At 62.1% G+C, this 18,635-nt stretch carries 15 protein-coding genes, 1 pseudogene and 1 riboswitch; of the genes and pseudogenes, 7 read left to right on the top strand and 9 right to left on the bottom strand.

Annotated features, from left to right (window positions below; genetic code table 11):
• Positions 1–3: 3 nt before the first annotated feature.
• Positions 4–2,478: a glycoside hydrolase family 2 protein gene (locus AC1DE4_RS12150; RefSeq protein WP_477881448.1), complete on the top strand. Its 2,475-nt coding sequence runs from the start codon at positions 4–6 to the stop codon at positions 2,476–2,478.
• 42 nt (positions 2,479–2,520) lie between these two features.
• Here the strand turns inward: AC1DE4_RS12150 and AC1DE4_RS12145 are convergent, their stop codons facing one another.
• Both AC1DE4_RS12145 and AC1DE4_RS12140 read right to left on the bottom strand, forming a co-directional pair.
• Positions 2,521–2,757 carry an Lrp/AsnC ligand binding domain-containing protein gene (locus AC1DE4_RS12145; RefSeq protein WP_007794587.1) on the bottom strand — a complete coding sequence of 79 codons (237 nt, stop codon included), beginning with the start codon at positions 2,755–2,757 and terminating at the stop codon, positions 2,521–2,523.
• 67 nt (positions 2,758–2,824) lie between these two features.
• Complete coding sequence (locus tag AC1DE4_RS12140; RefSeq protein WP_025658094.1) at positions 2,825–3,715, bottom strand: LysR family transcriptional regulator; 891 nt, start codon at positions 3,713–3,715, stop codon at positions 2,825–2,827.
• Positions 3,716–3,934: 219 nt separating this feature from the next.
• On the opposite strand from AC1DE4_RS12140, the gene AC1DE4_RS12135 reads away from it, so the two are divergent.
• The 6 genes and pseudogenes from AC1DE4_RS12135 to AC1DE4_RS12110 all read left to right on the top strand — a co-directional run bounded on the left by AC1DE4_RS12135 (position 3,935) and on the right by AC1DE4_RS12110 (position 11,766).
• Positions 3,935–5,218 (top strand): NAD(P)/FAD-dependent oxidoreductase, encoded by a 1,284-nt coding sequence (locus AC1DE4_RS12135; protein ID WP_025658095.1) that lies wholly within the window; start codon positions 3,935–3,937, stop codon positions 5,216–5,218.
• 17 nt (positions 5,219–5,235) lie between these two features.
• Positions 5,236–6,774 (top strand): L-piperidine-6-carboxylate dehydrogenase, encoded by a 1,539-nt coding sequence (amaB, locus tag AC1DE4_RS12130; protein WP_477881446.1) that lies wholly within the window; start codon positions 5,236–5,238, stop codon positions 6,772–6,774.
• A gap of 71 nt (positions 6,775–6,845) precedes the next feature.
• Positions 6,846–7,835 carry an Ldh family oxidoreductase gene (locus AC1DE4_RS12125; RefSeq protein ID WP_477881444.1) on the top strand — a complete coding sequence of 330 codons (990 nt, stop codon included), beginning with the start codon at positions 6,846–6,848 and terminating at the stop codon, positions 7,833–7,835.
• Between the two features lie 132 nt (positions 7,836–7,967).
• Positions 7,968–8,996, top strand: coding sequence for an iron ABC transporter substrate-binding protein (locus AC1DE4_RS12120; protein WP_025658097.1), 1,029 nt, complete (start codon positions 7,968–7,970; stop codon positions 8,994–8,996).
• Positions 8,997–9,111: 115 nt separating this feature from the next.
• Positions 9,112–10,729 (top strand): annotated as a pseudogene (locus tag AC1DE4_RS12115) (ABC transporter permease).
• Complete coding sequence (locus AC1DE4_RS12110) at positions 10,726–11,766, top strand: ABC transporter ATP-binding protein (protein WP_025658098.1); 1,041 nt, start codon at positions 10,726–10,728, stop codon at positions 11,764–11,766. The pseudogene AC1DE4_RS12115 and the gene AC1DE4_RS12110 overlap by 4 nt, the downstream one beginning before the upstream one ends.
• Here the strand turns inward: AC1DE4_RS12110 and AC1DE4_RS12105 are convergent, their stop codons facing one another.
• The 7 genes from AC1DE4_RS12105 to AC1DE4_RS12075 all read right to left on the bottom strand — a co-directional run bounded on the left by AC1DE4_RS12105 (position 11,767) and on the right by AC1DE4_RS12075 (position 18,630).
• Complete coding sequence (locus tag AC1DE4_RS12105) at positions 11,767–13,092, bottom strand: glucoamylase family protein (RefSeq protein WP_025658099.1); 1,326 nt, start codon at positions 13,090–13,092, stop codon at positions 11,767–11,769. It lies immediately after the preceding gene.
• Between the two features lie 116 nt (positions 13,093–13,208).
• Positions 13,209–13,838: a thiamine phosphate synthase gene (locus AC1DE4_RS12100; protein ID WP_025658100.1), complete on the bottom strand. Its 630-nt coding sequence runs from the start codon at positions 13,836–13,838 to the stop codon at positions 13,209–13,211.
• Positions 13,835–14,608 carry a thiazole synthase gene (locus AC1DE4_RS12095; protein WP_025658101.1) on the bottom strand — a complete coding sequence of 258 codons (774 nt, stop codon included), beginning with the start codon at positions 14,606–14,608 and terminating at the stop codon, positions 13,835–13,837. Before AC1DE4_RS12095 ends, AC1DE4_RS12100 begins: the two co-directional genes overlap by 4 nt.
• Before the next feature lie 2 nt (positions 14,609–14,610).
• Complete coding sequence (gene thiS / locus AC1DE4_RS12090) at positions 14,611–14,808, bottom strand: sulfur carrier protein ThiS (protein WP_025658102.1); 198 nt, start codon at positions 14,806–14,808, stop codon at positions 14,611–14,613.
• Positions 14,808–15,779 carry a glycine oxidase ThiO gene (gene thiO / locus AC1DE4_RS12085; RefSeq protein ID WP_025658103.1) on the bottom strand — a complete coding sequence of 324 codons (972 nt, stop codon included), beginning with the start codon at positions 15,777–15,779 and terminating at the stop codon, positions 14,808–14,810. The genes thiS and thiO overlap by 1 nt, the downstream gene beginning before the upstream one ends.
• Position 15,780: 1 nt before the next feature.
• Complete coding sequence (gene thiC, locus AC1DE4_RS12080) at positions 15,781–17,607, bottom strand: phosphomethylpyrimidine synthase ThiC (protein ID WP_025658104.1); 1,827 nt, start codon at positions 17,605–17,607, stop codon at positions 15,781–15,783.
• A 93-nt stretch (positions 17,608–17,700) separates the two neighbouring features.
• Positions 17,701–17,812, bottom strand: a riboswitch (TPP riboswitch).
• Between the two features lie 47 nt (positions 17,813–17,859).
• Complete coding sequence (locus AC1DE4_RS12075) at positions 17,860–18,630, bottom strand: FadR/GntR family transcriptional regulator (protein WP_037214695.1); 771 nt, start codon at positions 18,628–18,630, stop codon at positions 17,860–17,862.
• Between the last annotated feature and the right edge of the window lie 5 nt (positions 18,631–18,635).

The raw sequence follows: 18,635 nt of genomic DNA, 5'->3' as shown, positions 1-18,635 counted from the left end.
AGCATGCGGGGACGGTTGGCGAGTGTCGGTGCGGAGGAAACTCTGCTCGCCGAAGGTTGGAATCTGGTTCTGACGGAACCGGGCGCTTGTGCGACGCCGCATGACATTCCGTTGTCGGCGCAGTTTATCGCCGCCGAGGTGCCGGGGACCGTTGCCGCGGCATTGGAGAAGGCCGGGCACTTCGATCGTGAAAACCCGGAGCCGCTCGACACGCGCGATGCGTGGTATCTTTGCCGACTTTTTGACGTACAACCCGGCGATGCGCTTCTTCGCTTCGAGGGCTTGGCGACGCTGTGTCATGTCTTCCTCAATGGGCAGGAGATCCTGTCATCGGGAAGCATGTTCACCATGCACGAGATACCGGTGACGCTTTCCGGCGGCGACGAACTGGCGCTTTGCTTCCGGGCGCTGGCACCGCGGCTTGCCGAGCCCGGCCCGCGCGCTCGTTGGCGGCCGCAGATGATCACGCCGCAAGGCTTGAAGAATATTCGAACAACGCTGCTCGGGCGCATGCCGGGCTGGTGTCCGGAAGTTCATGCTGTCGGTCCGTGGCGCCCCATCACGCTTGTCCCGCGCGATGTCGTTTCGATTGACAACGTCACTGTCCGCGCCGTGCTCGAGGCGGATAACACCGGGCGACTGAGCGTTTCGCTTCATGCAAATGTCAACAATCCGGATCTAGTGCTCCGGTGCGGAGGCGTTCAGCAGACATTCGAGAAGATCGGCGAGAATCACTATTCGGCAATCGTCAGGCTGGAGAACGTCGATCTCTGGTGGCCCCATACTCACGGCGCACAGTGCCTCTATGATTTCTCGATCCTCGTCGACGGCGTTGAGCATCACGCCAGCCGAATCGGCTTTCGGCGCATCGACGTCGACCGCGGAAAAGACGGAGAGGGTTTTGCGTTGTTGATCAACGGCGAGCGCATCTTTTGCCGCGGTGCGGTCTGGACCACGGCGGATATCGTCCGGCTGCCGGGTGGCAAGGCCGACTATGAGCCGTTCCTGCGCCTTGCCGCGCAGGCAGGCATGAACATGCTCCGCATTGGCGGCACGATGGCCTACGAAACGCGGGAGTTCTTTGAGCTCTGCGACGAGCTTGGTCTGCTCGTCTGGCAGGACTTCATGTTTGCCAATTTCGACTATCCGAAGAACGACAAGGCTCTCACTGCGCAAGTCCACGCGGAAGTCGAGGAATTGCTGCATGCCGTTCAGGGGTGCCCGTCGTTGGCGGTGGTTTGCGGCGGCAGCGAGATCTATCAGCAGGCCGCGATGCTGGGATTGCCGCAGGACTATTGGTCGGGTCCGATCACGGAGGAGATTATTCCGGCGATCGCCGGGCGTATGCGCCCCGACGTCCCCTATGTGCCAAATTCGCCTTCGGGCGGCGCGATGCCGTTTTCTCCGAATGCGGGAGTCACCCACTATTACGGGGTCGGCGCTTATATGCGCCCGCTTGACGACGCGCGCCGTGCCAACGTTCGCTTCGCGACCGAGAGCCTGGCTTTCGCCCATGTTCCACAGCAGCGAACGCTGCAACGCCATCTGGATGTACCGCCTGTCCATAGTCCGCTATGGAAATCACGTGTCCCCCGCGATCGCGGCGCATCGTGGGATTTCGAGGACGTCAGGGATTTCTATCTGGCGGAACTCTATGGCGAGGATCCGGCGCGTCTCCGTCGTGAGGATCGTGATCGATACCTCGATCTCTCCCGCGTCGTCACCGGTGAAGTTGCGGAAGCGACGTTTGCCGAATGGCGCCGGAAGGGGTCGAGCTGCAACGGCGCGCTGGTCTGGACCCTGCAGGATCTGATGCCCGGAGCTGGTTGGGGTGTGATCGATTCAACCGGCGAGCCCAAGCCGGTGTGGTATGCCCTGCGCCGCGCTTTCCGGCCTGTGCAGGTCGTCGTGACCGACGAGGGCACAAATGGCCTCGACGTTCACGTCCTGAATGAGACCGAGCATGCTCTCCAGCTTGATCTCGAGCTGGTTTGCTTGCGGCATGGCAGGCAGCACGCCGTCAGCGGCGGCCGCATTCTGACCTTGGCGCCGAGAAGCTGCGAGACCTTTGCCGCCACTGATCTCTTTGGCGCCTTTTTTGACACGACTTACGCCTTCCGCTTCGGCCCGCCCTCTCACGACGTCACCGTCGCGCGCTTGCGTCTGCCGGACGGAGGTCCTGTGGTCGCCGATGCCTTTCATTTTCCGTTGGGGCGCTCCAAGGCCCTCCACGACGCCGAAATCCAAGTGTCGGTGGCGCCACAGGACGAAGGGTGGGTCGTCGATCTCGCAGCCGACAGGTTCGCCCAGTCGGTCCACCTCAACGTCGATGGCTATCGGCCGGAGGATGATTGGTTTCATCTTGCGCCTGGCGCTAGCAAACGCGTCAGTCTGCTTCCGACGGCTGGAAGGACAGACGGAGAGGCACCCTCGGGTGAGGTCACAAGCCTTGGCGGTACGCGGGCGCTTTCCTTTTGACACCTCCAGCCTGCTCCTTGTTGAGCGGAATGGAACGGCAGTTCAGAAGGCCTTGAAGGTCAGTGTCGTCAGGGAACGCACGATGCCCGGGATGTTGGCGATGTTATCGTTGATGAACTTGCCAATGTCCTGCCCCTCTTCGATGTAGACCTTGAGCAGGAGATCATAGTCGCCGCTCGTCGAATAGAGCTCCGAAGCGCGCTCGGTCTGGTAGATGGCATCGGCGACTTCGTAGGTCTTGCCTGGCGCGCACTGGAGCTGAACGAAAATTGGCTTCATCGGAGTTTCCTGCATCATATTCTGGTTCGGCGCATAATGATCGAAAGCGCCATGTCAGCGCAAGGCTTCAGATCGCGGCTTCTCGAACGATCCAGTCGCGAAATGCATCCAGCGGCGCGTAGTCGGCCCGTTCTGGCGGATAGGCAAGATAGTAGTGCTCGCTGCTTTCCGTTTCGCGATCAACGGCTGCAACAAGGTCGCCGCGTTTCAATTCATCTTGAATCAGGAACGTCGGCAGCAGCGCAACGCCGAGACCGGCCATCGCTGCTTGGGCTGCCGTCGCGAACTGATCGAAGAGCATGCCGTGCACGGTTTGAAAGCTCACGCCGTTGTCCGCAAACCAGCGCTCCCATGCATCCGGGCGCGTCGTCAGGTGCAGCAGCGGGGCATCGAGTAGATCCTGTGCCGCGTTGATCGCATGTCGGCTGCGGAATTCGGGGCTGCAGGCCGGAATGGTCTTCTCCGACATTAGAAATGTCAGCTCCGCGCCCGGCCAATGAGCGTGGCCGAAGTGAATGGCCGCGTCGATCGAATCGAGCCGGAAGTCGAAGGGTGACAGCCGGGTGACAAGATTGATCGTCACTCCCGGATTGGCGGCAAGGAAACCTCCCAGCCGGGGTGCCAGCCAGCGCGTCCCGAAGGTGGGAAGAATCGCCAGGTTGAGCGTACCACCATGCGGATTGGCACGAAGATTGAGTGATGCGCTCGAAATGCGCCGCAGCGCCTCGCGTATCTCGCGGGCATAGCCGTCGCCGGCCAGCGTCAACCGCACGGTTTGGCGCTCGCGCACGAAGAGTTCGACGCCGAGCTGCTCTTCCAGTGCCTTGATCTGGCGGCTGACAGCGCTCTGAGTAAGGTCGAGTTCGCGCGCGGCGGCCGTCACGCTGCCGGTGCGTGATACAGCCTCGAAGGCGATAAGCAGGGATGTCGACGGAAGAAAGCGTCGCGATGCCAGCATCCATCATTCCATTTTAGAATAAGCTATTTCCTAAATGTCGATATTTACGGCTTATCCGGCTTTGTAAAGTCATCCATCTGACAGAATCGGAATGAACTGAAAAATGCGATCGAACTGCCTGGTGCGTACTCCTGGCTGCGATCGGCAACCTGATCAGCGGTTTAACAAGCAATCGCACGGCGCTAGAATGCCGCCTGCCTAATGGATGGATTTTGATCGATGCTGAACGATCCCCGCTCCCACGGCCTCTGGGAAAAAACCGCTCCTCAGCCGCCCGTGACACCGGCGCTCGCAGGCGCTGTGAACGCCGACGTCGTGGTCGTGGGCGGAGGCTATACCGGCCTTTCCTCAAGTCTCCATCTGGCGGAAGCGGGCTCGAAGGTCGTGTTGCTGGAAGCCAAGGAAATCGGCTTCGGCGGTGCGGGCCGCAACGTCGGCCTCATCAACGCCGGCATGTGGGTCATGCCGGATGACCTTCCCGGTGTTCTCGGCCCGGTCTATGGCGAGCGGTTGCTGGACCTGTTGGGCAACGCGCCGCGGCTTGTAATGGAGTTGATCGACAAGCACGGCATCGCCTGCGAGCTTGAACGAAATGGCACGCTTCACGTCGCCGTTGGCGAAAGTGGCTTGAAGGAAATCGAGGATCGCGCGCGGCAATGGGCGGCACGCGGCGCTCCGGTGACGCTGCTGGACGCGGCGGAGACGGCCAAGCGTGTCGGCAGCAGCGCCTATACCGGGTCGTTGCTCGACATGCGCGCAGGCACACTTCAGCCGCTCGCCTACGCCCGCGGGCTTGCGCATGCGGCCGTCAAGGCTGGCGTTTCAATCCACACGTCGAGCCCGGTCATCGGAACTGAGCGGAAGGGCAATCGCTGGACCGTCAGCACTGCAAAGGGAGAGGTTACGGCCGACTGGATCATCGTGGCGACGGACGCCTACAGCACAGGCCCTTGGGAAGCGGTACGCAACGAGCAGGTCCATCTGCCCTATTTCAATCTTGCAACCCGGCCGCTCAGCGACAATTTGCGCCGCTCGATCCTTGCCGGGCGCGAAGGCGTTTGGGATACGAAGGAAATCCTCTCCTCCTATCGCATGGACCAGGCGGGACGCTTGGTCTTCGGCAGCGTCGGTGCGCTGCGCAACACCGGGCTTCAAATCCACACGGCCTGGGCCAAACGGTCCTTGAAAAAGCTCTTTCCGCAGCTTGGCGATGTCGAGTTCGAATGCGAGTGGTACGGCAAGATCGGGATGACCGACAATGCGCTGCCCCGCTTCCACAGGTTTGCGCCGAATGTTGTGGGCTTCTCCGGCTACAACGGTCGCGGGATCGCGCCCGGCACAGTGTTTGGCCGCACGCTCGCCCAGCTCATCCTGGGGCAGACGACGGAAGCGGACTTGCCACTGCCCCTTACAGCACCGTCCGAACCTAGCTTCCGCGCGGTGAAGGAAATGTGGTACGAAGCCGGCGCCCAAGTGGCCCATTTCGCAGACGCCCGATTTTGAGAACCGAGGTTGACCCCATGACCATCTCTGCACTTGATCTCGCCACCGAGACGAAAAAACTGCTCACGGAACTGGGCGTCGGCGCTGATCGCTATATCGGCGGCACGCTTCGCGTTACCTCTCCGGTCACCGGCAAGGAGATCGGTGCGCTGAAGGAGCATTCTGCTTCAGAAGCAAAGGACGCCATCGAGGCTGCACACAAGGCATTCCTCGAATGGCGGGCCGTCCCGGCACCGAAGCGCGGCGAACTCGTGCGCCTGCTCGGCGAAGAGCTCCGCTCGGCAAAAGCCGCTCTCGGCCGCCTCGTCTCGATCGAGGTTGGCAAGATCACATCCGAGGGGCTCGGCGAAGTCCAGGAAATGATCGACATCTGCGACTTTGCCGTCGGCCTGTCCCGCCAGCTCTACGGTCTGACCATTGCCACCGAGCGCTCCGAACACCGGATGATGGAAAGCTGGCACCCCTTGGGCGTGGTCGGCATCATCTCGGCCTTCAATTTCCCGGTCGCCGTCTGGTCGTGGAATGCTGCCCTGGCGTTGGTTTGCGGTAATTCGACAGTCTGGAAGCCGTCTGAGAAGACGCCGCTGACAGCGCTTGCCGTTCAGGCGCTGTTTGAGAAGGCATTGAAGCGGTTCGTTGCCGAAGGGGGCGCGGCACCTTCGAACCTGTCGACGTTGCTCATTGGTGGACGCGATGTCGGGGAAGTGCTTGTCGACCATCCCAAGGTGCCGCTCGTCTCGGCGACCGGTTCGACGGCCATGGGCCGCGTTGTTGGTCCCCGCCTGTCACAGCGCTTTGCGCGATCCATCCTCGAGCTCGGCGGCAACAATGCAGCGATCATCTGCCCGACGGCCGATCTTGACCTGACGCTGCGTGGCGTTGCCTTTTCGGCCATGGGCACGGCCGGTCAACGCTGCACAACGCTGCGTCGCCTGTTCGTGCACGAGAGCGTCTATGACAAGCTCGTTCCACGCCTGCAGAAGGCCTATGGCTCGGTGTCGATCGGCAACCCACTGGAAACGGGGACGCTTGTCGGGCCTCTAATCGACAGGCAGGCCTTTACGAACATGCAGTCGGCTCTTGAGCAAGCGAAGGCTGCCGGTGGCAAGGTTACCGGTGGCGAGYGCGTCGAGAACGGTGCGGGAGACGCCTTCTACGTCCGGCCGGCGCTCGTTGAGATGCCTGTTCAGGCCGGCCCCGTCGAGCATGAGACATTTGCGCCGATCCTCTACGTTATGAAGTACACGGATTTCGATGAGGCTCTGGAACTGCACAACGCGGTGCCGCAGGGACTGTCTTCTTCGATCTTCACGAACGATATGCGGGAGGCCGAGACCTTCGTTTCTGCTCGCGGTTCGGACTGCGGTATTGCCAACGTCAACCTCGGTCCGTCCGGGGCCGAAATCGGTGGTGCCTTCGGCGGTGAAAAGGAAACTGGCGGCGGTCGCGAATCCGGTTCGGACGCCTGGAAAGCCTACATGCGCAGGGCGACGAACACGGTCAACTACGGCAAGACGCTGCCACTTGCCCAGGGCGTCAAGTTCGACGTCGAATGATCGTTGCTGCATTGCAGCCGAACGGGTGATGACATAACACGTCATCACCCTTTTTCGTTTTGCAGGTTGCCATGCATTTCACCCTAGCTGCGGCGGAAACGCTCGTTGTCGATGCCTTGACGCGCAATCGTGTGGACGAGGCCAATGCGCGCTCGGTCGCCAGGGCACTCGTTGCCGCCGAAGCTGCTGGACAAGGCGGTCATGGCCTGCGCCGGGTCGAGGCCTATACAAAACAGGCGAAGGCAGGCAAGGTCGACGGATTCGCCAGGCCGCAGCTCGAACGGCAGTTTCCCGCCGTCGTGCGCATCGACGCCTGCCATGGCTACGCCTATCCAGCCTTTGATCTTGCCGCTGCAGCGCTTCCGGAGATCGTCAGGGAGCAGGGTATCGCCTTGGCAGCGGTTCATCGTTCGCACCACGCCGGCGTGCTTGCCTTGACCGTCGAGCGCTTTGCGGACATGGGGTTTGTCGCTCTGATGGTCGCCAACGCCACGGCGTCCATGGCCGCCTGGGGCGGGCGCAAACCCGTCTTTGGAACGAATCCGATCGCGTTTGCCGCGCCGATCCCGGAGGCCGACCCGCTCGTTATTGACCTGGCCCTTTCGCGCGTCGCCCGCGGCAAGGTGATGGCTGCGCGCCAGAAAGGCGTCGCTATCCCTGCGGATTGGGCCTTTGACCGCAATGGCCAGCCGACGACGGATGCGGTTGCGGCACTCGAGGGGACGATGGCCCCATCCGGCGAAGCCAAGGGGGCAGCGCTGGCGATGATCGTCGAATTCCTCGCCGGCGCACTGACCGGGGCCAATTTCTCGTTCGAGTCCTCCTCGCTTTTTGACGACAAGGGTTCGGCGCCCGGCCTCGGGCAGATGCTTGTCGTGATCAACCCTGTCGCCAGCGGTGGAAAGGGCGTGGCGGAACGGCTGGCCAGGCTGGTGGACGAGATTTCATCCGACCCCGGAGTGCGGCTTCCGGGGCGTCGCGGCCAAACTGCCCGACGCCAGGCGCTGGAGCATGGCATCGATGTCGAGGACGAAGTGATTGCGACGATCTGCGAGCTCTAGAACGATTCTAAAGTTGATCAATGGTTTCAAGTATTTGTGATATTTGTGCCATCACTAAAACTTGAAATTCCAAATCAACAAAAATATACGGCTCATCATCCCGGGATCCCCGGTGAAACAATGGAGGGCTTCATGACAACTTCCCTTAATCGCCTTTCCGGCGCGCTGGCGCTTGCCGCCTCGCTCGTTGCCGCAACTTCGCTGGCCACCGGCGCCGCTGTCGCGCAGGAATCCGAAGGTATCGTCGTCTACAATGCGCAACACGAGAGCCTCGGGCGCGAGTGGATCGATGCGTTCACCAAGGCAACCGGCATCAAGGTTACGGTGCGCCAGGGCAGCGACATGCAGCTCGCCAACCAGATCGTCCAGGAAGGCGACGCGTCGCCGGCAGACGTATTCCTGACCGAGAACTCTCCGGCCATGACGCTGGTCGACGCCGCCGGCCTGTTTACACCGGTCGACAAGGAAACCCTCGAGCAGGTCCCAGAGCAATATCGTCCGTCTGACGGCATGTGGACCGGCATTGCCGCCCGTTCGACGGTTTTTGCATACGACAAGACGAAGCTGACCGAAGACAAGTTGCCGAAGTCGCTGCTCGACCTCGCGGATCCGGCCTGGAAGGGTCGTTGGGGCGCTGCGCCTGCTGGTGCCGACTTCCAGGCGATCGTCAGCGCCTTGCTCGAGCTCAAGGGCGAGGAAGCGACCGCAGCCTGGCTCAAGGCGCTCAAGGAAAACTCCACGCCATATAAGGGCAACAGCGTCGCCATGAAGGCGGTCAATGCCGGCGAAGTCGAGGGTGCGGTGATCTATCACTACTACTGGTTCGGCGATCAGGCGAAGACCGGTGAGAACAGCAAGAACGTTGCCCTGCACTACTTCAAGAACCAGGATCCCGGCGCCTTCGTCAGCATTTCCGGCGGCGGCGTTCTGAAGTCGAGCCAGCATGCCAAGGAGGCTCAGGCTTTCCTCAAATTCGTCACCGGCAAGCCGGGCCAGGACATCCTCAAGAACGGCACGTCCTACGAATATGCGGTCGGCAAGGATGCAGCATCGAATGAGAAGCTCGTTCCGCTGGCTGATCTCGATGCACCGAAGGTCGATGCAGCCAACTTGAACAGCAAGAAGGTGACGGAACTGATGACGGCCGCCGGCATCATCTAAGTCTTTCTGTCACGGGCCCGGGGGCTAAAACTGTTGCTTTTGGCTCAAGAAAAACGTAGGGCATGACGAAATCGGCAACCGCCTTTCATAGGCGGTTGCCTTCCTTTTTCAGCGTATAAAGGCGGCAGGCCTTGCTGCAGGACAACAGATTGCTTGTTCCCGGTCATGAAAGGCCGATGGTGCGGCCGGTGGCGGGAATAGATCGGCTGCGGGCGCGTTTGCCCCACGCTTCCGTCATCCTCTTTGCTTCCGTCGTGGCGCTGTTCAGCCTGGTTCCGCTTGGTTTCATCGGCTGGATAACCTTTGATGTCGGCTGGCAGACCGTCAAGGAATTGGTGTTTCGTGCGCGCGTTGGCGAACTGCTTGTCAATACGGTGCTGCTGGAAGCCTTTACCATTCCGCTGTCGATCGCCCTTGCCGTAACGCTGGCCTGGCTGGTCGAACGGACGGACATCCCCTTCGCCCGGCTTTGGTCGTGGTTGGCGGTTGCGCCGCTGGCGGTGCCGGCCTTTGTCCATAGCTACGCCTGGATCAGCGTCGTTCCCGGCATGCGTGGGCTGCAGAGCGGTGTCTTCGTTTCCGTACTGGCGTACTTTCCGTTTCTCTATCTGCCGGTTGCCGCTGCCTTGCGCCGGCTGGATCCAGCCATCGAGGACGCGGCCTCTTCCCTTGGCCTCGGACCGTGGCGCTTGTTCTTCCGCACCATCCTGCCGCAGTTGCGCTTCGCCATCTGCGGCGGTTCGCTGCTGATCGGGCTGCACCTGCTGTCGGAGTACGGCCTCTTCGTGATGATCCGTTTCGACACTTTCGCAACAGCGATCGTCGACCAGTTCCAATCCGCCTATAACAGCCCCGCCGCCAACATGCTGGGTGGCGTTCTTGTCGCTTGCTGCCTGCTTCTGCTAGGTCTTGAAATCCTGTTGCGCGGCAATGAGCGGTATGCCCGCGTTGGATCCGGTTCTGCGCGGCCCGCGGATCGCCGCCGGCTCGGCGGGTTCATAGTGCCTGCGATCATACTGCAGGTGGGTCTGGCGGCTTTGACGCTCGGTGTTCCCTTGGTGACGCTGGTGCGGTGGCTCTATCTCGGCGGCCTCGAGGTCTGGCGCGTCGACACGGTCGGCAATGCGTTTGTGCAAACCATTATTCTTGCCATCGCCGGCGGCGTGCTTGCCACGATTGCCGCCGCGCCGATGGCCTGGCTTTCGGTCCGAGCGCCAGGGCGTCTGCAGCGCCTGCTCGAGGCCTGCCACTACTATGTCGGCTCGCTGCCGGGCGTTGTCGTCGCGCTCGCGCTGGTGACGATTACCGTCCGGCTTGTTCTGCCCCTGTACCAGACCTTCGCGACCCTCGTTGCTGCCTACATCCTGCTGTTCCTGCCGCGCGCCATGGTGGGCCTGCGCGCCAGCATCGCCCAAGCGCCCGTGGAGCTCGAGCGTGCTGCAATGGGTCTTGGCCGGACACCTGCCCAGGCCGTGCGACAGATCACCATGCGGCTGGCCGCGCCGGGCGCGGCCGCCAGCGTTGCGCTCGTCGGTCTCGGCATTACCAACGAGCTCACCGCGACATTGATGCTGGCGCCAAACGGGGTGGAGACTCTTGCGACGAAGTTCTGGTCGCTGACCAGCGAGATCGACTACGTGGCGGCGGCGCCTTACGCATTCATGATGGTCGTGCTATCGCTGCCCCTCACCCTTCTTCTCTATGCCCAATCGAAACGGACTGCCGGACAATGACGCTGCTTACGATCGATCGCATCAGCAAGCGCTATGGGCATGTCCAGGCATTGCAGGACATTTCACTCGATGTCGCCGCCGGAAGCCGCACCGCCGTTGTCGGGCCGTCAGGGTCGGGCAAGACGACGCTGCTGCGCATCATCGCCGGCTTCGAGCAGCCCGACGAAGGCCGTGTGACGCTTGACGGCGAGCTTCTGGCCGATGGTCCGGTAGCGGTGCCTGCGCACAAGCGAGGCATCGGGATCGTGTCGCAGGACGGGGCGCTGTTTCCGCATCTGAGCGTTGCCGACAATATCGGTTTTGGCTTCGAGCGCGGCGCGCCCGATCGCGAACGACGCATTATCGACCTGCTCGATATGGTCGAGCTTGACCGCAACATGCTCACCCGCCGGCCGCACCAGCTTTCCGGCGGCCAACAGCAGCGTGTGGCACTTGCCCGCGCGCTCGGCCGCAAGCCGCGTCTGATGTTGCTCGATGAACCGTTTTCGGCGCTCGATACCGGTCTGCGCGAGAATATGCGTAAGGCGGTGGCCCGCGTTCTTCAGTCCGCAGGCATCACCGCGATCCTCGTTACGCATGATCAGGCGGAGGCTCTCTCCTTTGCGGATCAGGTTGCCGTCCTGCGGGAAGGCAAGTTGATCCAGGCCGGGTCGCCGCAATCGGTTTACCTGCAGCCCCTCGATCGGGAGACAGCTCTGTTTCTCGGAGACGCGGTGATGCTTCCAGCCATCGTTCGCGACGGCTTTGCCGATTGTGCGCTCGGCCGTGTCGCCGTCGACGGCGGCCATAAAGGCAAGGTCGAGATCATGCTGCGGCCCGAACAGATCAGGGTCGTTCCCGATGAAAGCGCGCAGACCTATCGTGGACGGGTCGTCGAAGTGGAATTCGGCGGGGCGACCTGCACCGTCGCCGTGTCGCTTGAAGGCGTTGCCCTTCCGCCGATCATGATCAAGACGTCAAGCGTGGCGCTTCCCGAGCGCGGAGATCATGTCCGCCTCGACATCGCCGGCAAGGCGCATGTTCTCGGAAGTCGCTGATCAGGCGATCTTCCGTTCGGAACTCTCGCCTTCCGACAACCAGCCACCGCTAAATCCCGCCAGTTCGAGACCGCGTCGGATGACCGGTGAGCGCCGCATCAGACCCCAGATGAGGTCGGAGCGGTCATTCTCGATCGTCATGACCAGTAGGCCCTGGTCGATGCCGACGCAGCGATCGTCGACCCAACCTTCAGGTCGCTTGGTCTTGACGGTCGGGTTGAATCCACCGGGGAAGCGATCCTCGTAGAGCAGGTTCGGATAGGTGGACATCAGGGCGCGAAGGCCATCGAGCGAGGCCTGGCGGTCATATGGGAGCGATGCAAGCGCTGCCCACGGTGCGATTGTGCCATCATCCGGCCCGAGCGGTGCGCCACGCGCGGCATAGCCGAGCACGCGCGGGTGGCGACCGCCGCGCATGTTGCGGGTCGGAGGCGGGCCATCCGAGGCGGACAGTCCCCAGATGTCCTTGTTGTAGCCGACGAAGTGGCCGGGATTGCGCTCGGCGTAGTCCCGCTGTACGGCGATCGATATCTGCGTGTTGCGGAAATAATCCCAGTTGCGGTCGGCCATCGCCTTGTCCTGGATTCCACGGAAATCGATCCAGGCATGCGAAAAGAAGTGAATGAAGAGCGGGCCGGCATAGACGTAAGGTTGGTCGCCGAACAGCATCCACGAATAGCTCGCGGTAAAGGCATCGTAGCTCGACGCCGGGATCGGATGTGTCGGGGAAGCGAGGGCCAGCGTATAAAGCAGGATCGCTTCGTCGTAGCCCTGCCAGCGCCAACGCTGGAAGCCGCTACCCGGCTTCCAGCCCATGCAGATGGTCTGGCCCTTGTTCAGCGCCCAGTGCCAGTCGATTCTCTCGTAGACCAAACTCGCGAGCCTGCGGATCTCCGTCTCGTCTTCGGTGTTGCGGTCGAAATAGGCCGCGGCGGTCAACATGCCTGCGACGAGAAGCGTGGTGTCGATCGTCGACAACTCGCTGTTCCAGGCGCGGTGGCCGGTGTCCATGTGCAGGAAGTGATAGAAGAAGCCGCGATAGCCGATCGCGTGCCGCTCACGACCTTGGTGGCCGTTGGCAAAGAAGCAGAGCGTCTTCAGCGTGTATTCGATCGCGTCGGAACGCTGCATCCAGCCGCGCTCGACTGCGACGGGATAGGACGACAGGGAAAAGCCGACGGCGGCGATGCTGCAGGGAACGCCCGCTATCGACGTGTCCGCGACCAGCCCGTTTTCCGGATTGTAGTGTTTCGGAAAATAATTGAATGCGCCTTGCTGAAGCCTGTCGATCAGCGCGGCATCCGTTTCCTCGGTCCGTTGTAACATACGTGCCAAGCCCAACTTGTTGTCCAGTCCCCGGTTCAACATGGTGAAGCACGATCCGCAAATCAATCATTTTTGAAGGTGTTGCGACCGAACGACCCATCGACCGTTCTATTCTGCTACCGACCCAATGGCATTTCCACACTGCGCCAATGTGCGGTGGCAGCAAGCCACTGCCGCGTTCGTGTCTCCGGATCGGGGTTCAGGGTAATATCGGTCACGACGGCAGCGCTGTCGGCGCCCTGAGAAAAAACGCCCTCGATCCGATCGACGTTCAACCCGCCGATGGCGACGAGCGGCAGGTCACCGACGCGCGACTTCCATAGGCGCAGGCGTTCCGGTCCTTGCGGCGACCATTTCATCTGCTTGAGAATGGTCGGATAGATCGGACCGAGCGCGATATAGTCCGGCTTTGCCGCCAGCGCCGTCTCAAGTTCCGCATCGTCGTGGGTGGACAGCCCGAGCTTCAGGCCGGCGGCACGAATGGCGCCGAGATCGGCCGCTTCCAGATCTTCCTGACCGAGGTGGACGAAATCACATCCTTCTTCGATGGCAAGCTGCCAGTAGTCGTTGACGATGAGCTGACAGCCATGCTTAGCGCAAATTGCTTTCGCGGTTCGGATTTCGGTGTGCAGCTCGGCCGTCTCTTTATCCTTGATCCTGAGCTGCACGAGCTTGACGCCGAGCGGCACCAGCCGTGCGATCCATTCGGTGCTATCGACGATGAGATAGAAGGGATCGAGCTTCATGCAAATACGGCCTTTCCGATGATGGGTGTCGAGGGAACCGCGACATCACGCGGTTCGAGCATGCCCGCACCGAAAGCCTCGCGGCCGGACTCTATCGCCCTGGCAAACGCGCCCGCCATGGCCACGGGGTCGCCGGCGCCGGCAACAGCGGTGTTCAGGAGGACGGCATCGAAGCCGAGCTCCATGACGGTCGCCGCATGTGATGGCCGCCCGATCCCGGCATCGATAATGAGCGGAATGTCTGGGAAATGTGCGCGCATCGAACGCAACGCCGAGAGGTTGAGCGGTCCCGCGGCACTCCCGATCGGGGCGCACCATGGCATCAATACCCGGCAACCCGCTTCCTGCAGCTTCTCGGCCACCACGAGGTCGTCGGTCGTGTAGGGAAAGACCTCAAAGCCGTCGGCGGAAAGAATGCGGGCGGCTTCCACCAAGCCGAAAACATCAGGCTGAAGCGTATCGTGATTGCCGATCACCTCCAGCTTGATCCAATTGGTGCCGAAAAGCTCGCGCGCCATCTTGGCTGTCAGCACGGCCTCGGAGACGCCATGGCAGCCAGCCGTGTTCGGCAGAACCCGAACGCCGAGTGCCCGTATCATCTCGAAGAAGGCACCGCCGCTCCGTCCGCCGGCGGTCTCGCGGCGGAGCGAGACGGTGACGATCTCGGTTCCCGATCGCTTGACGGCCGCCGCGAGGATCGCGGGTGAAGGATACCGTGCGGTGCCGAGAAGCAGGCGGGAGGAGACTACGGTGTCGTAGAGCGTCAGCATGGTCAGCCTCCCTGCATCGGCGACAGGATTTCGATCCGGTCGTTGTCGTTGAGCGCGTGGTCGGCGCGGTCCTCACGGTGGACGATTTCGCCGTTGACGGCGGTCGCCAGCCAGTCGCCTTCGTATTCCATCAGCGTCAGCAGTTCGGACAAGGTTGGCGCAGCGAGGTCGTGATGCTCGCCGTTGACGATCAGTTTCATCAGCAATTTCCTCCTGGTTCGGTTCTGGAGAAGACAAGGTCCACAGCTTCCTGCGCCATGGTAGGCGCCAGCAGGAAGCCGTGGCGATAGAGGCCGTTGAGCACGACCGCCTCGGCCTCGCGGGTTACGCGTGGAAAATTGTCGGCGAATGCCGGCCGGATGCCCGCGCCGGTTTCGATAACGGTAGCGTCCGCAAAGGCGGGATGCACAGCGTAGGCGGCGTTCAGCAGTTCCATCATCGAACGCGCCGAGATGGGACCGGCGAACTCGGTCTCGATCATGGTGGCACCCACCATGAACAGGCCATTTCCACGCGGAACGATATAAACGGGGAAGCGCGGATGCAGCAGGCGAACGGGTCTGGCGAGGCAGACCTCGGGCGTGTGTAGATAGAGCATTTCGCCGCGCACGCCGCGAAGCCCGCTCGTTTGCCCGATGCGTGCTGCGCCCGTGCAATCGACGATGTCGTCGTAGCCGGTGGTCTCGGCCACTTGGCCGATGAATGCTACGCCCCGGGCGGCGAGCTTTTCTCGCAGCAGACCCAGCACTCGTCTCGGATCGAGATGTCCTTCCAGCGGGAAGAACAGGGCCCGCCTGAAGCGGCCTGCGAGAGCCGGCTCCAATGGGCCGATCTGCTCCTCGCCCAGCCATTCATGGCCGCTGGTGCGGCTGGCAAAGCGATCGAGTTCACCCTGGTCGCGCGCGGGGGCAACGACCAGCGTGCCGTTTCGGTGTACCTCGCCGGGCAGCATCATGTCCCACCGATCGATGGCACCGCGGCCACGCAGCAAGACGGCTTCGTCCGCGCCTTCACGCTCACACCACGGTGCCAGCATGCCGCCCGCGAGCCATGAGGCTGCCTGGCCGAAATCTGGATTCGGATCCATAACGGTGACGTCAGCACTGCGAAGAGTGAGTTCGTGCGCGACCGTGAGGCCGGCAACGCCGGCCCCTTTGACGAGGACATGCATCTCAGTCACGCGACTCTTGGATGATATCGATCGGCATATAGAGATCGCCACCCTCGCGGTATTTCGCCGCCATGGCGTCGAGCCCTTCTTTCTGCGCTTCAGCGCGGATGTCGTGCGAAATCCGCATCGAGCAGAACTTCGGGCCACACATGGAGCAGAAGTGCGCCACCTTGTGCGCTTCCTTCGGCAGCGTCTCGTCGTGGAAGCTGCGGGCCGTCTCCGGATCGAGCGACAGGTTGAATTGATCCTCCCATCGGAATTCGAAGCGGGCGCGCGACAGCGCATCATCGCGAGATTGAGCTGCCGGGTGACCCTTGGCGAGATCGGCAGCGTGGGCGGCGATCTTGTAGGTGATGACGCCGGTCTTCACGTCGTTGCGGTCGGGGAGACCCAGATGCTCCTTCGGGGTGACGTAGCAAAGCATCGCCGTACCGAACCAGCCAATCATCGCAGCACCGATGCCCGAAGTGATGTGGTCATAGCCCGGGGCGATATCTGTCGTCAGTGGTCCCAGCGTGTAGAAAGGCGCCTCGCCGCAGACGGCGAGCTGCTTGTCCATGTTTTCCTTGATCTTGTGCATCGGGACATGGCCTGGGCCCTCGATCATGACTTGGCAGTCCTTGGCCCAGGCGATCTTCGTCAGTTCGCCGAGGGTCTCCAGCTCGGCGAATTGTGCGGCGTCGTTGGCGTCGGCAATCGAACCCGGACGCAGGCCGTCGCCGAGCGAGAAGGAGACGTCATAGGCGCGGCAGATGTCGCAGATCTCCTCGAAATGCTCGTAAAGGAAGCTTTCGCGATGGTGATGAAGACACCACTTGGCCATGATAGAGCCGCCGCGTGAAACGATGCCGGTGACGCGGTTGACCGTAAGTGGGATGTAGTGAAGCCGCACGCCGGCATGGATCGTGAAATAGTCGACGCCCTGCTCCGCCTGCTCGATGAGTGTATCGCGATAGACCTCCCAGGTCAGGTTCTCGGCGATACCCTCGACCTTCTCCAGCGCCTGATAGAGCGGCACGGTGCCGATCGGCAGCGGCGAGTTGCGGATGATCCATTCGCGGATGTTGTGGATGTTGCGGCCGGTGGAGAGATCCATCACGGTGTCGGCGCCCCAGCGCGCGGCCCAGACCATTTTCTCGACCTCTTCGGCCATCGAGGAGGTGACGGCGGAGTTGCCGATATTGGCGTTGATCTTCACCAGGAAGTTCCGGCCGATGATCATCGGCTCGGCTTCCGGGTGGTTGATGTTGGCGGGGATGATGGCGCGGCCGGCGGCGACTTCCTGTCGGACGAATTCCGGGGTGACGTGATCGGGAATATGGGCGCCGAAGCTCTCACCGTCGCGCACAATTGCCTCGGCCTTAGCCTTGCGGCCGAGATTTTCGCGGATGGCGATGAACTCCATCTCGGGCGTGATGATACCGGCGCGCGCATAGGCGAGCTGGGTCACGGCCTTGCCGTCCCTGGCGCGGAGCGGTTGGCGCTTGGCGGGAAATTCCGGCGTCAGCCGCTCGCCGCTGGCAAAGCCGTTATCCTCGGGGCGCATCTGGCGACCCCGATAGGCTTCGACGTCGCCGCGCGCGAGTACCCAGCTGCGGCGCAGTTCCGGAAGCCCCTGCTCGATGCTGATGTCAGCGCCTTCGACCGTATAGATGCCGGAGGAATCATAGACCGTGACCGGTGGCTCGCCCGATGTCGGGTGGACGCTGATTTCGCGCATCGGCACGCGGACATCGGGGTGAATGTCCCCAGGGATGTAGATTTTCCGAGAGGCCGGTAGGGGCCCTGTTGTGACGGTCGGGGTGATGGTCTTTGCGGCAATATTCATGGTTTGAGGCTCCAAGTTTCAAGTTTGGAGACCCAGTCCTCAGCCGGAATGATGAAAAGACGCCGGCACGGATTCCGCGCGTGAATCCAATGCCTTCGAGCGCTTGCACCGTCCCTACGCCAGTATGAACTGGATCAGGTTCAACGGGTCACTGCGCACGATAGCAGTATCTCAGCCCCTTGCCGGGACCCCCCTGGTGAATGCGAAAAGGTTAGAGCCAGAGCAGCAAAGCTGTCAAGCCGACTGCCGTAACTACATGGAAAGGTCCAGAACGCGGCCCTCGAAGAGGCGGCTCTGCGAACCCTCAAGATGCGCCTTCATCAAAGCCCGCGCGTCTTCCGCACGTCCTTCGACGATGGCGAGGTAGATCTTGTTGTGCTCCTCGTAGACCTGCTCGAGGCCCTGACGCGGACCAAGGAGCGATAGGCCGTGAAGGTGCATGCCGACAGCGATGTGAGCCTTCAGGGCGTCGATCGAGGCCGTGTAGTAGTGGTTGTTGGCGGCTTCGGTGACGGCCCGATGGAAGGTGAAGTCGGCGTCGGTGCGATGAAGCTGGTGACTGGTCGCCTCGCGCAGATCGGCGAGTGCTGCCGCGATCTTCTGGATCGCCGCCTCGTCACGGCGCTTGGCAGCAAAGTAGGCGGCGGCAGGCTCGATCGTCAGGCGAAACTCGTAGCAGCGCTGGATGTCGGCGATCGTCTTCACCGGAGAATAGGAGAGCTGCGTCGTCGGCGAACCGTGGGCGCTGACGAAGGTGCCGGCTCCCTGACGGGCATAGACGATACCTTGATCGCGCAACCGCGCCAAGGCGTCGCGCACGATCGGACGCGAGACGCCGAGCATCGATGCAAGCTCATGCTCACCGGGAAGCCGCGAATCCGGCGGATAGTTTCCCGAGCGGATACGCTCCTGCAATTGGTCGAAGACGCGATCGACCAGCTTGACAGCCTTGCCGCGCTCCGGCTTGGCCGCCGAGGCCGTCTGGGCTTTCGCCGATACACCGCTACCTTCGTCCACCTTCACTCTCC

The organism is Rhizobium sp. 10N414, assembly GCF_056394785.1.
This window is presented reverse-complemented; position numbering and strand designations above follow the sequence as displayed.